Source organism: Massilia scottii, from assembly GCF_030846495.1.
In the GTDB taxonomy this organism is placed as follows: Bacteria; Pseudomonadota; Gammaproteobacteria; order Burkholderiales; family Burkholderiaceae_D; genus Telluria_A; species Telluria_A violaceinigra.
Map to the genome: position 1 here is coordinate 98,516 of NZ_JAVCWM010000015.1, position 12,679 is coordinate 111,194.

At 63.9% G+C, this 12,679-nt stretch carries 10 protein-coding genes; 4 read left to right on the forward strand and 6 right to left on the reverse strand.

Features of this window, described 5'->3' with window-relative positions:
• Positions 1 to 95 precede the first annotated feature (95 nt).
• Together RBA41_RS20960 and RBA41_RS20965 are read left to right on the forward strand one after the other, a co-directional pair.
• Entirely contained in the window at positions 96 to 704 is a 609-nt protein-coding gene (locus tag RBA41_RS20960) for a hypothetical protein (RefSeq protein ID WP_306626189.1), read from the forward strand.
• A 50-nt stretch (positions 705 to 754) separates the two neighbouring features.
• Complete coding sequence (locus tag RBA41_RS20965; protein WP_306626190.1) at positions 755 to 1,384, forward strand: hypothetical protein; 630 nt, start codon at positions 755 to 757, stop codon at positions 1,382 to 1,384.
• A gap of 177 nt (positions 1,385 to 1,561) precedes the next feature.
• On the opposite strand, the gene RBA41_RS20970 is transcribed toward RBA41_RS20965, so the two are convergent.
• Positions 1,562 to 3,025 (reverse strand): serine hydrolase, encoded by a 1,464-nt coding sequence (locus RBA41_RS20970; RefSeq protein ID WP_306626191.1) that lies wholly within the window; start codon positions 3,023 to 3,025, stop codon positions 1,562 to 1,564.
• 240 nt (positions 3,026 to 3,265) lie between these two features.
• Here RBA41_RS20970 and RBA41_RS20975 point away from each other — a divergent pair, with 240 nt between their 5' ends.
• Positions 3,266 to 5,515, forward strand: a complete 2,250-nt coding sequence (locus tag RBA41_RS20975; protein WP_306626192.1) for a PhoX family protein — start codon at positions 3,266 to 3,268, stop codon at positions 5,513 to 5,515.
• A 70-nt stretch (positions 5,516 to 5,585) separates the two neighbouring features.
• On the opposite strand, the gene RBA41_RS20980 is transcribed toward RBA41_RS20975, so the two are convergent.
• From RBA41_RS20980 to RBA41_RS21000, 5 genes are all read right to left on the reverse strand, one after another.
• Positions 5,586 to 5,936 (reverse strand): DUF5710 domain-containing protein, encoded by a 351-nt coding sequence (locus tag RBA41_RS20980; RefSeq protein WP_306626193.1) that lies wholly within the window; start codon positions 5,934 to 5,936, stop codon positions 5,586 to 5,588.
• Between the two features lie 26 nt (positions 5,937 to 5,962).
• The gene (gene rsmA / locus RBA41_RS20985; RefSeq protein ID WP_306626194.1) at positions 5,963 to 6,742 is read right to left on the reverse strand and encodes a 16S rRNA (adenine(1518)-N(6)/adenine(1519)-N(6))-dimethyltransferase RsmA; all 780 of its coding nucleotides are present in this window, start codon (positions 6,740 to 6,742) and stop codon (positions 5,963 to 5,965) included.
• Between the two features lie 21 nt (positions 6,743 to 6,763).
• Complete coding sequence (gene pdxA / locus RBA41_RS20990) at positions 6,764 to 7,822, reverse strand: 4-hydroxythreonine-4-phosphate dehydrogenase PdxA (protein ID WP_306626195.1); 1,059 nt, start codon at positions 7,820 to 7,822, stop codon at positions 6,764 to 6,766.
• A gap of 4 nt (positions 7,823 to 7,826) precedes the next feature.
• Positions 7,827 to 9,221, reverse strand: a complete 1,395-nt coding sequence (locus RBA41_RS20995) for a peptidylprolyl isomerase (RefSeq protein WP_306626196.1) — start codon at positions 9,219 to 9,221, stop codon at positions 7,827 to 7,829.
• A gap of 74 nt (positions 9,222 to 9,295) precedes the next feature.
• Entirely contained in the window at positions 9,296 to 11,524 is a 2,229-nt protein-coding gene (locus RBA41_RS21000) for an LPS-assembly protein LptD (protein ID WP_306626197.1), read from the reverse strand.
• A 97-nt stretch (positions 11,525 to 11,621) separates the two neighbouring features.
• Between RBA41_RS21000 and RBA41_RS21005 the strand changes: the two genes are divergently transcribed.
• Positions 11,622 to 12,677 (forward strand): aminoglycoside phosphotransferase family protein, encoded by a 1,056-nt coding sequence (locus RBA41_RS21005; RefSeq protein ID WP_306626198.1) that lies wholly within the window; start codon positions 11,622 to 11,624, stop codon positions 12,675 to 12,677.
• Positions 12,678 to 12,679 lie beyond the last annotated feature (2 nt).

The following is a 12,679-nucleotide window of genomic DNA, read 5'->3' on the forward strand; positions in this document are numbered from 1 at the left end:
CGCCGCGTTAACAAATGCACTAAAATGACGTCCACATCAGGCTGTCCATCGGCGGCCCAGCCTTCCCACCTTACCGCATTCGTTTTGGAGAAAGTATGAAAAATCTGTACCTGCGTTCCGCCGTGGCACTGTCGTGCGCGCTGAGTCTTGCCGCTTGCGGCGGCGACGATGATGGCACCGTGCAGCTGGGCGGCGCCGTGACGAATGTGACCGTGTCCGGTCTGGTGCTGCAAAACAAGGGCGGCCCGGATCTCAAGATCGAACCGGACGCCACCGGCTTCGTGTTTCCAGACCTGATCGCCAACAATACCGAATTCGACATCACCGTCAAGTCGCCACCATCGAACGCCACCTGCAGCGTGGAAAACGGCAAGGGCAAGTCGAGCGTGTACGGCGTCGGCCGGATCATCGTGCGCTGCACCCTGATTCCGCACGACCTTAAAGGCAAGATCACCGGCCTGACGAGCGGCCCGCTGGTCATCATCAACGGCGATCATCGCCTGAGTATTCCCGCCAACAACACCGAATTCAACATGACCCAGCTGGCTGAAAATAAAAAAGACAAGCTCGGCCAGGTCGGCGAAACCCTGGCCTACGGCGTGAGCGTGCTGCAACAGCCGCCGGGCCTGACTTGCCGGATTGACAACGCCGTCGGCACGATGGGCAAAGCCGACGTCGACAACATCCTCATCACCTGCAACTGATCCCGGCAGCCGCCCCTGCGCGGGTGGCGCCCTTTCCTCTGGAGAATTCTATGAAGTTATCCGTCCTGCGCCATTCGCTGCTGCTGGCCCTCGTCGTGGGCCTGTCCGCTTGCGGCGGCAAAGCGACCTTCCCTGTCGAAGGCAAAATTGAAGGCCTGAAGTATTCCGGCCTGGTAATGAGTAACGTCGGCATGCAAGACCTGACGGTCGAGGCCAAGGCCACCAGTTTCCGCTTCCCCAACACGATCGAATACGGCGTACCCTACGATGTCCAGGTCAAGAAAAGTGCTGATCACCAGAAGTGCACATGGGAGAATGGCAAGGACACCGCCGGGCGCCAGGCTTCCATCAACGTGATTGTCAAGTGCACCGACAACGCCTTTTCGATCGGCGGCGCGGTCAACGTGATCGGCGCCGACGGCCAGTCCCGTCCCTATACGGGCGACGGCCTGGTGCTGATCAACGGCAGCAACGACAGATACCCCATGCCCAAGGATGCCAAGGCGTACAAATTCGCCGGGGCGATCCCCTACGGTACCAGCTACGGCGTCTCGGTGCTGACCCAGCCGGACGGCGGCAAGTATGTTTGCACGGTCGAGCGCGCCGTTGGCGTCATGGGCGAGGGCGCGAAGGGCGATGCCGACGTCACCGACATCGACGTGACCTGCCGCGAAAAATAAGGCGGGCGGGGATGCTGAAGGTGATATTTGCAAAAGCTATAACTGATATTACAAAGATAAATTGGCTTGATATGCTGTAGCGCAGCATAATTGCACCTGTCTCCTCCAACTCTCCTCAAAAAGAATTGGATTTCAAGCCCGCTTCACAGCGGGCTTTTTTTTGTCCTGATTTTCGCGCTACTTCTTTTCCAGCGCTTTCAAGTGGTCCGCCGCATTGCGGTTTTCCGGATTCAGTTCCAGCGAACGCCGGTAATGGCGGATCGCCAGCGCATGGTCATCAAGGGCTTGGTACGCTTCGGCCAGGCTGTCATGGGCATTGGCGCTGTCCGGATACAGGCGCGTAGCCAGGCCGAGTACCGCAATGGCCGGCTTGAGCTGCTTGCGCGACAGCAGGCGGTAGCCCCAGCCGTTCAGGCTGCCCTCGGACGGGTTCGGCACCCCATATTGCTGCGTCACCTGCCGCAGTGTCGCGTCGATATCATCGAAACCGCCGCGGCCGGTCTGCTCGCGCAAGCGAAACAGGGCATATCCGCCGCCGGTGGCGCGCAGGCCCTTCACATAAAATCCCGCCACGGTGTCGATCATCTGATCCGGCTGGGCGCCGGCCAGGTTGGTCAGGATAATCACCGCCAGGTCGTCGTCGGGATACATATAGAAGGCCGAACGCCCGCCCCCGATGCCCGCCACCGCCCGGTGCGGCTGTTCGCCGCGGCGGATCGCCGGCCAGCCCATCGCCCACGGTGCCGGCCGCCCATCGGCGAAGGACGATGGCGTCCACATCGCGGCCATGCTCGCCGGCTTGAGCAGGCGTCCCTGCTGCAGGGCCACGATCCATTTGCCCAGTTCGGTGGCAGTGGTATTCATGCCGGCTCCCGTGCGCATTGCCGGCGGAAACTCCTCGATCACGTTGCGCAGCGTACCGTCGCGTCCGAAGCGGTAGGAATTGGCCTTATTCCTGATGATGTCCCCGCTGTCGCCGAAGGAGCTGTCGGGCATGCCGGCCACGTCGAACTGCCCGTGCCGGATAAACGCCAGGAAAGGCTCGCCGCTGAGGCGGTCGATGATTTTCCCCAGCAGTACGTAATTGGTCTGGTTATAGCTGAAGCGCTGGCCGGGCGCGAACTGCACCGGCAGCGTTTGCGCGCTCTTCCACGCCCCCTCCATGCCGCCCGGCAGCAGGTCGCCTTCCGCATCGAGGACGTCGGGAAGCCCGGACGTGTGATTGAGCAGCTGGGCCACGGTCACCCCCTGCCACGCGGCCGGCAAGCCATCGAGATAGCGCGACACCGGCGCGTCGAGGGCGAGCTTGCCCTGTTCAACCAGCTGCATGATGGCCACGCCGGTGAACGGCTTGGTCGCGGAATTAAGCGAGAACACGCTGTGCTTGTCGACCGCGACCCCGTGCTGGATGCTGGCCACGCCGATCGCGCTCGAGAGCACCACTTTCCGGTGGCGGATCACGGCAATCTGCAAGCCCGGAATGCGGCGTTCCTCCATCTCGGCGCGAATGAATTCCAGGACTGCCTTGTTGGCGGCGCTGTCGGCGGCGGCAGTGGCCGTCGGCGCGGCCAGGGCGCTCGCGCCCGGCAGGCTGACGGCCAGGCCAGCGAGCAGGAGACACAGTGTGCGGGCAAAACTCATCGGATGACGTTCCTTCATGGTGAGGGCAAATGGTTCGGCAAGCAGCGCCCATCATGGCATAAGCAAGAGCAATGTTAGCCCTTTGGAAACGATATTTCTGCATGGATCGCCTTGCGCGCCATGCATGCCGGATAAGCGGGGCGCTGTCTGTCATCATCCGGTCATCTTGCCGTCACGGCACGGTCATCTGGGCTGGCTAGAATCCGGCTTGCTAAATTAACCCCCAGCCATAGGACCTTCATGAACAAGCCAAACGATCTGGTTCGCACGTCCATCGATCCAGATGATATCGACTGCAACGATTCGCCGAATGAACACTTCAATACAGTGCTCAATGCCCGCCTGAGCCGCCGCAGCCTGCTGCGCGGCGGCATGGCGTCGGCCGCCACGGCGATCTTCGGCGCAGTCGGTTTGTCAGCCTGCAGCAGCGATGACAGCCCAAGCCCTACCCCGACGCCGACCCCGACGCCGGTCCCGGCTGAGAAACTGCTGGCGTTCAGCGCCGTTCCGAAAAGCCTGGCCGACGTCGTGAGCGTCCCGGCCGGCTACACCGCGTCCGTCATCTATGCGCTGGGCGACCCGCTCAACGGCACCACCGCCGCCTACAAGAACGACGGCACCGACGGCGACTTCGAGACCCGCGCCGGCGACCATCACGACGGCATGGAGTTCTACGGCCTGTCGGCGAGCGGCAGCGCCACCACCACCGGTTCCGAACGCGGCCTGCTGGCCGTGAACCACGAAGCGACCACCGACGCCAAACTGTCGTCCTTCTTCCTGCACGCCAATGGCGGCGTGACCACCCTGCCGCGCCCTGCCGCGGAAGTGGACAAGGAAGTGGCGATCCACGGCGTGAGCGTGGTCGAAGTCAGGAAGAGCGGCGCCGCCTGGGCCTACGTCAAGGATTCGTCATTCAACCGCCGCATCACGCCGCTGACCGACATCGAGCTGTCCGGCCCCGCGCGCGGCAATGCGCTGCTGGTGACCAAATATTCGCCGAGCGCGACCAAAACGCGCGGCACCCTGAACAACTGCGGCACCGGCAAGTCGCCTTGGGGCTCGTTCCTGACCGGTGAAGAAAACTGGTCCGGCTACTTCGTGCGCGGCAGCGCCGACGATGCCGCGCGCGTCGGCGACAAGAGCGTCGCTTCGCTCAAGCGCTACGGCCGCAACCAGGGCGCCGCCTCGCGCCACGGCTGGGAAAGCGCCGGCACCGACGACAAATACGCACGCTGGGACATCAGCAAGAAAGGGACGTCGCTTGACGGCAGCGACGACTACCGCAACGAAATGAACGGCATGGGCTACATCGTCGAAATGGACCCGTACGACAAGTCCAAGGCAGCGAAGAAGCGCACCGCGCTGGGCCGCTACGCGCACGAAAGCGCCGCCTTCGGCAACCCGGTCGTCGGCCAGCAGCTGGCCGTGTACATGGGCGACGATTCGCGCAATGAGTACATCTACAAATTCGTCTCGACCGCCGTGTGGGCCGCCGCCGACGCCACCGCCAGCGACCGCATGGCCACGGGCGACAAATACCTCGACAGCGGCAAGCTGTATGTCGCCAAGCTCAATGCCGACGGCAGCGGCCAGTGGATCGAGCTGGCCATGTCGACCGCCGCGATCGCCGCATACGGCGCGTACAAGTTCGCCGACCAGGCCGACATCGCCATCAACGCCCGCCTGGCCGCCGATGCGGTTGGCGCGACCAGGATGGACCGCCCGGAATGGTGCTCGGTCAATCCGGCCAACGGCGAGATCTACTACGCGCTGACCAACAACTCGAACCGCGCGGTCGACCCGACCTCCTCGCAGCTGGCGCCGGACAGCGCCAACCCGCGCGCCTACACCGACATGAAAGGCAGCTCGGCCCAAAACGGTAATCCGAACGGCCATATTCTGCGCATGAAGGAAGGCGCGGGCGCCGCGGCGGCGACCAGCTTTACGTGGGACGTGTACCTGTTCGGCGCCGAAGCCGGTGCGAATGGCGGTTTCGTGAATCTGTCGAACCTGACCGCGGACCAGGATTTTTCGAGCCCGGACGGCCTGGCCTTCAGCCCGTACACCGGCATCTGCTGGATCCAGACCGACGACGGCGCGTACACCGACGTCAGCAACTGCATGATGCTCGCCGCTATCCCGGGCACGGTCGGCGATGGCGCCAAGGTCACCTTGAACCATCCGAAGGCCGGTGGCGGCACCTTGGCGGTCGATACCTATGTGGGCAAGAAGCCGACCGCGGAGACGCTCAAGCGCTTCCTGGTCGGGCCGGTGGGGTCGGAAATCACGGGTATCTGCGAAACGCCGGATGGGAAGTCGATGTTCATCAACATCCAGCACCCGGGCGAGAACACGGCGCAGGCCAATCTGGCCGATCCGTCGAAGTACACCAGCCAGTGGCCGAGCAATGCCGGCTACGGCGCCGGCAAGCGCCCACGTTCGGCGACCATCGTGATTACCAAGAACGATGGTGGGCGGATCGGGACCTAAGGACCATTAGCCACTAACATAAAAACCGTCATTCCCGCGCCAAGGCGGCACTCGGCGGGAATGACGGTTTTCAGGTCGTCAGCCCACCCACAATCCGCAGCACCTCGGCGCGCGCATCCGTCCATCCCGATGCCGCCAGCTTCGGCTGGCACTCCGCGCACGCCACAAACGGATTGCACCCGTGTTCCAGCGCCACGTAGCGCGCTCCCACGACCTGCTTGCCCACATACGAATCGACCCTGCCCGCCGGAGCGCCGGAAGCCTTGGCGGGACTCGGCGCCACGCCCTTGAGCACCCAGCGCTGGAACGGCGCCGCATCCACGCCATCGGGCACGTACCACAGCTTGCTATCCTTGTTCCAGCGCGCGCCCAGGGCCTTGGCCTCGTCTTTTTCGGCGTACGGGACTTTCAGCATGATCATGACAATGCTCCCATCAGGTCGGCCAATCAGGCCGGTTGCTTGAGCAAATTGGACAGCGCCACATACTGCTCCAGGCTGACCGTCTCCGGACGCGTCGACGGATCGATACCCGCCTCGACCAGCTGCGCTTCGGTAAACATCCCCGCCACGCAGTTGCGGATCACCTTGCGGCGCTGCGAAAACGCCTTCATCACCACCGCCTCCAACGTCGGGCCGTCACAGGCCAGCTTGCGCGCGACGGGCACCATGCGCACGATCGCCGACTCCACCTGCGGCGGCGGATCGAACGCGGTCGGCGGCACGATGAACATCAGCGACATGTCGTAGCGCCACTGCAGCATCACCGACAAACGGCCGTACACCTTGCTGCCCGGCGCCGCCACCATGCGCTCGACGACTTCCTTCTGCAGCATGAAATGCTGGTCTTCGATCAGGTGCGCGAATTCGGCCAGGTGAAACAGCAGCGGGCTCGAAATGTTGTACGGCAGGTTGCCCACCACGCGCAGCTTCTGCCCTTCCGGCACCGGAATCTGGCCGTAGTCGAACTTGAGCGCGTCGCCCGAGTGAATGGTCAGCTTCTCGCGCGGGAAGTTGTTTTCCAGGCGCGCGACCAGGTCGCGGTCCAGTTCCACCACGTGCATGTGGTCCAGGCGCTTGAGCAGCAGCGCCGTCATGGCGGCCAGCCCGGGTCCGATTTCGACCATCGCCTGGCCCTTCTCGGGTCCGATGGCGTCGATGATGTTATCGAGGACGAGTTTGTCGGTCAAAAAATTCTGGCCGAAGCGCTTGCGGGCGACGTGTTTCATATTCTTCTTCTCGATTCTGTTCTAAAGCTGCGATGCACCATGGGCCGCAGCGGCGTCCACCATGTGCAGGGCGGTGCGGATGGCTTGTTCCATGCTGCCGCAGTCGGCGCGCCCGAGGCCCGCGGCGGCCAGGTCGAGCGCCGTGCCATGGTCGACCGAGGTGCGGATCAGCGGCAGGCCGAGCGTGATGTTCACGCCGCGTCCGAAGGTGGCGTATTTGAGCACCGGCAGGCCCTGGTCGTGGTACATGGCCAGCACGCAGTCGGCCTCGATCAGGTATTTGGGCTGGAACAGGGTATCGGCCGGATACGGCCCGCGCGCATCGATGCCGAGCGCGCGCGCCTGTTCCAGTGCCGGCGTGATGGTGTCGATTTCTTCGCGTCCCAGGTAGCCGTTCTCGCCGGCGTGCGGATTGAGGCCGGTCACCAGGATGCGCGGCGATGCAATGCCGAATCTGGTTTTCAGGTCGGCGTCGATGATGCCGATCACGCGCCCCAGGCCGTCGCGGGTGATGGCCGCCGCGACATCCTTGAGCGGCAGGTGGGTGGTGGCCAGCGCCACCCGCAGCGGCGGATTGCCGGGTTCCGTCTCGCCGGCCAGCATCATCACCACCTGCGCGGTGCCGGTCTTTTCGGCCAGGTATTCGGTATGGCCAGAAAAGGCCACGCCGGCGTCGTTGATGGTGCTCTTTTGCAGGGGCGCGGTGACGATGGCATCGAACCAGCCGGCGCGCGCGCCTTCGACCGCCAGGTCGAGCGTGGCCAGCACCGCGCGCCCGTTGGCCGGATCGAGCACGCCCGGCACCACATGGGCGCCGAGCGGCACGTCGATGACGGCGATGCGGGAAGGCCCGAACTGCGGCAAGCCGCCGTTGCGCAGCGCCTGCACCGACAGCGCGGCGAGTTGGATATCGGGGTCGATCAGGCTGGCGGTGAGCGCCAGGAAGGCGGCGTCGCCGAGCAGCACGCAGTTGACCTGCGCGCGCATGGCCCAGGCGGCGCGGATCGAGATTTCGGGCCCGATCCCGGCCGGTTCGCCCGTGGTGATGGCGATCGCCGGCCGTGTGCTTGCCTGGTGCATCGGCTTACTTGTTTTCGTCGCGGAACTCGACGTAGGCGCGGTCGCGCACCTGGCGCGCCCAGTCTTCGGTGGCTTCTTCGAGCTTGCGGTCGCGGATCACCTGGCGCGCGGCCATGCGTACCCGTTCCTTGTTCTGGTCGTCGCTCTTGCGTTCCATCACTTCGATCAGGTGGAAACCATACGGCGTTTCGACCACGTCGCTCAGCTCGCCCGGCTTGAGCGTGCTCATGGCGGTCTCGAATTCGGGCACGACGTCGCCCGGGTACAGCCAACCGAGGTCGCCGCCCTTGCTGGCCGAGCCGTCATTGGAGAACAGGCGCGCCAGTTCCTCGAACTTGGCGGCCTTGTTGTCGAGGCGTTCCTTCAGTTCGGTCAGCTTGCGCTTGGCGTCGGCCGCCGTCATGGTCGGGCTGACCTTGAGCAGGATGTGGCGCGCGCGCGTCTGCTGCACCGGCGCCGGGGCGGTGGTGTCGGCCAGGTTGCGCTTGTCGACCATCTTGAGGATGTGGAAACCGGTGGTGCTTTTCAGGACCGGCGTGACCTGGCCCGGCTTGAGCTTGGACAGGGCGTCGGAGAACAGCGGCGGCAGGCGGTCGGCGTTGCGCCAGCCGATTTCGCCGCCCTTGAGCGCATCGCTCGAATCGGAATAGGTGGCGGCGATCTTGGCAAAATCGGCGCCGGTACGCAGCTGGCGCATCACTTCGTCGGCACGCGCGCGGCGCGCGGCGATCTGCTCGGGCGAGGCGTTTTCGGGGATGCGCACCATGATCTGCGACAGGTTCATTTCGACCTTGTCGGCGGCGGCGGCTTTTTCGGCGGCCAGGTAGGTGTCGACTTCGGCGTCGGAAATCTGGATCTTGTTGTCGACTTCATGCTCGCGCAGGCGCTGCATCATGATTTCGCTGCGGATCTCTTCGCGGAAGGCGGCGAAGGTGGTGCCGCTCTTTTCCATCTGGTTGCGCATCTCCTGCACCGACATCTTTTGCTGCTCGGCGATGCGGCCGATGGCACGGTCGAGCATGCTGTCGTCGACGCGCACGCCCATTTCCTTGGCCAGCTGCATCTGGGCGCGTTCGACGATCATGCGTTCGACCACCTGGCGCTGCAGGTCGGCCGCTTCGGGCACGGGCGCGTTCTGCGACTTCATCGCGCCTTCGACGGCGCGCACGCGCGCGGCGATTTCGTTGCGGGTGATGACTTCATCGTTGACCACCACGGCGATCGAATCGATGACATTGGCGGAAGCCGATGCCGGCGGCAGAAAGCCGCCCGACGGCTTGGCGGCCGGCGCTGCCGCCGGCTTGACCGGGGCGCCTGGCTTGGCCGGAGCGCCCTGCGCGGCGGCCTGTCCGGCGCACAGGGCGCACAGCAGCGTCGCTGCGATCTTGAGTTGGTGCATACGGATATTACGCATAATCTGGGAAGCACTCATATTCAGGTGAAATTCGGTGAATAAAAAATCCGACGTCCCGCTTAACGGCTCGGGCCCGGATTGAGCCTCGTATAACCTGGAACGCTCTTGTAAAACGATTCGAGCGGACTGCCGAAACCAAGCTTGGACAGGCCGTTCAGCTCAAGCTGGACGAACGCCTGGGTCGAGGTATTGCGCGTGGTCGTCACAAAACGCTGGCCGCCCATGCGGAACACCCAGCAATCGGCCTGATACTCCAGTCCGACCAGGCTTTCGACCACCTTGTGGCTCAGGACCGAGTAATTCATCCGGCCCACGCCGTACCAGCGCGCCGACAGCGGCCACTGCGACGATATCATCGCATTCTTGACGCTGTCGCGCAGGAAGCGATATTCGGCATTGATGACCTTTTTCTCGCCCGGCTGCCACTGCACCGCATAGTTGGACGCGACCACGCTGCTGGCGCTGGCATTGTATTGCACCGCGCTGTCGAAGTTCCATTTCTCGGAAATCCGTCCGGACGCCTGCAGCAGCACGTCGGAGCGGCTTTCGGTGCGCGGGGTGTTGGCCAGCAGCTGGACGCGCTGCTCGTTGAGGTAAAAGCGCTGCCCGAACACCAGGCGCAGGCGCTCGGCCCCGTTCGATTCGAGAAAGCGCGAGACCAGGGCCGCGGTCAACTGGTTCGCGTCCGAGACCCGGTCATTGCCGACGAAGCGGTTTTCGTTGAAGATCTGGGCCATGTTGAAGCTGGCCTCGAAGGTATCGAAATTGGGGAACTTGCTCTGGTCCTTGTACGGCGTGTACACGTAGAACAGGCGCGGTTCGAGCGTTTGCGTCATCTTGCGCCCGACCAGCTTGGCGTCGCGCTCGAATACCAGGCCGCTGTCGAGCGAAAAGGTGGGCAGCGCGCGCGTGAGCGAGTTGGGGGCGTTGGCGGCGGTGTCGACCCCACGACTGAGCTCGTAGGCGCTGGCGTGCAGGCTGAGCTTGGGCGTGATGTGGTAACCGGGCCGCACGATCGGATAACTGACCTGCGGCATCACCACCGCACGGTTGCCGGTCGGCAGGTCCGGATGCGAAAAACGGGTGATTTCGGTGTCGACCGCCCAGTCGAAGCCGTTGACGTCGTAACGGCCGGCATGAATCAGCAATTCCGGCAAGCGCGCGTAAGGACGCGCGATGAAAAAATTCGGGTCCTGCAAAATCTGGTAACTCTGCGCCCGCAGCGACATGTTCCAGTGCTCGGCGCGATAGTCGGTGCGCACTTCGCGCACCAGCTGGCGTTCGGCGCTGCTGGAAATCGACTGCGAGAAGTCGCTCGGATAATTGTCATCCGAGGCGCCGTTCAGGTTCCAGCCGAACGACAGGCCGCGCGCGACGCCCTGGTTGTGCTGCGAATTGACGCGCCAGCGGTCGGTCTTGGTGACTTTATCGTTGGGCAGCACCTCGGCGTGGGTCTGGCCGGCATAGCCGCCATAGTCGTTTTCGCCCAGGTAGCGCCCGGTGGCGCCGAACTGGATGCCGCGGTCGAGCATCCAGCGCGGATACAGGGTCAGGTCGCGGTTGGGCGCGATATTGACGTAGTAAGGCTGCAAGACCTCGGCGCGGCCCTTGGAGCGCAGGCCCACGGTCGGCGGCAGCCAGCCCGAGCGGCGCGCGCCCGACAGCGAGAACGACAGCGCCGGCGTGCCGATGATCGGCACGCCCTTGAAATAGATCACGGTCTTGCCGGCCACGCCCACGTCGCGCCCGGCGTCCAGGCGCAGGGTGTTCGATTTGAGGTACCAGTCGGGCGTGAGGCCTTCGCAGGTGGTGTAGGTGCCGTCGGTGACGATGGCCTCGTCTTCGCTGATGAAATCGACGCGCTTGGCCGAGCCCTGCGCGTTGTTGAGCTCCATGCGGTACTCGGGACGCAGCACCCAACCCTTGCCCGAAGACAAGTTCAGCTGCAACTCCTCGCCCTTGTAGGTGTCGCCGAAGCGTTCCATCCAGACATTGCCGTTGGCGGTGACTTCATTCTCGACGTTCTTGAAACAGGCGCGGTCGGCTTTCATCCGGGTTTGTCCCCGGCTCAGTTCGACTTTGCGCTCAAGAATGAGTTCGCGTTCGGGGCGGCCGGAAATTTCCTCTGCGCGCACGGTAACGGGCAGGTTCGGATCTTCGGTACGTTCGCGCTTTTGGACGTTCTGGACGGTTTGGGCGTGCAAGGGCACCGCGGTGGCGGTGACGAGCGCCGTCAGGGCATAGGCCCAACGCTGCGAGGGGAGAGCTGCCGGTTTTTTCCAGCTCATGAAATGACGTGTGCAAACACCATGGCAGGCGATTTTTTGAGTTTAATCCCTTATTATATGGGAATCTTCATCTTCAATCGGATTCTCAGGCTGCATCATGTCTTCAACGCTCCCCACCACCCCAGCAACATCGTCGGACACCCGCCTGACGCAGCTCACCACCTGGCTCGCCACGCTCGGCCTGGTGCAGGTCGAATCGCGCCGTCCGGCCTCGGCCGACGCCAGCTTCCGGCGCTACTTCCGGCTCGACGTCGCGCCCGCACTGCGCGCCAGGCTGGGCGACACCCTGATCGCCATGGATGCCCCGCCCGAGCGCGAAAACGTGCCGGCCTTCATCCACGTGCAAGGCTTGCTGCTCGCTGCCGGCGTCTCGGTGCCGGCCATCGTGGCGCAGGATGTGGCCAACGGCTTCCTGCTGCTGTCGGACCTGGGCACCACCACGTACCTGCAGCGCCTGGACGTCGACAACGCGCCGTTCATGTATTCGGACGCGGTCGACGCCCTGATCAAGTTCCAGCTCACCAGCGAACCGGGCGTGCTGCCCGAGTACGACCGCGCCTTCATCGAACGCGAGCTGAACCTGTTCCCGGAATGGTTCGTCGGCAAGCATCTGGGCGTGACCATGACGCCGGAACAGAGCACGCAGCTGAACAAGGTGTTCGAGGCGATCATCGCCAATAACCTGGCGCAGCAACAGGTTTTCATGCACCGCGATTTCCATTCGCGCAACCTGATGTTCATGGACCAGGGCAATCCGGGCGTGCTGGACTTCCAGGATGCCGTGTTCGGCCCGGTCACCTACGACCTGGCCTCGCTGCTGCGCGACGCCTATGTGCAGTGGGATGAAGAGATCGTGCTCGACTGGGTGGTGCGCTACTGGCAGCGCGCCAAGGCGGTCGGACTGCCGGTCAACCCGGACATCGACGCCTTTTACCAGGACTTCGAATTCATGGCCCTGCAGCGCCACCTGAAAATCCTCGGCATCTTCTGCCGCCTGAACTACCGCGACGGCAAGAGCGCCTACATGGGCGACCTGGCCACGGTGACCGACTACGTGCGCAAGACCGCCAACCGCTACATCGTCCTCAAACCGCTGGCGCGCCTGCTCGACGCCTTCGAGGACAAGGCGCCGCAAGTGGGCTACACCTTCTGATG

What these genes read in the sequence shown, in the direction of transcription:
- RBA41_RS20960 (WP_306626189.1), top strand. Translation starts at nt 96, where the DNA reads ATGAAAAATCTGTACCTGCGTTCCGCCGTGGCACTGTCGTGCGCGCTG.
- RBA41_RS20965 (WP_306626190.1), top strand. Translation starts at nt 755, where the DNA reads ATGAAGTTATCCGTCCTGCGCCATTCGCTGCTGCTGGCCCTCGTCGTG.
- RBA41_RS20970 (WP_306626191.1), bottom strand. Translation starts at nt 3,025, where the DNA reads ATGAGTTTTGCCCGCACACTGTGTCTCCTGCTCGCTGGCCTGGCCGTC.
- RBA41_RS20975 (WP_306626192.1), top strand. Translation starts at nt 3,266, where the DNA reads ATGAACAAGCCAAACGATCTGGTTCGCACGTCCATCGATCCAGATGAT.
- RBA41_RS20980 (WP_306626193.1), bottom strand. Translation starts at nt 5,936, where the DNA reads ATGATCATGCTGAAAGTCCCGTACGCCGAAAAAGACGAGGCCAAGGCC.
- rsmA (WP_306626194.1), bottom strand. Translation starts at nt 6,742, where the DNA reads ATGAAACACGTCGCCCGCAAGCGCTTCGGCCAGAATTTTTTGACCGAC.
- pdxA (WP_306626195.1), bottom strand. Translation starts at nt 7,822, where the DNA reads ATGCACCAGGCAAGCACACGGCCGGCGATCGCCATCACCACGGGCGAA.
- RBA41_RS20995 (WP_306626196.1), bottom strand. Translation starts at nt 9,221, where the DNA reads ATGCACCAACTCAAGATCGCAGCGACGCTGCTGTGCGCCCTGTGCGCC.
- RBA41_RS21000 (WP_306626197.1), bottom strand. Translation starts at nt 11,524, where the DNA reads ATGAGCTGGAAAAAACCGGCAGCTCTCCCCTCGCAGCGTTGGGCCTAT.
- RBA41_RS21005 (WP_306626198.1), top strand. Translation starts at nt 11,622, where the DNA reads ATGTCTTCAACGCTCCCCACCACCCCAGCAACATCGTCGGACACCCGC.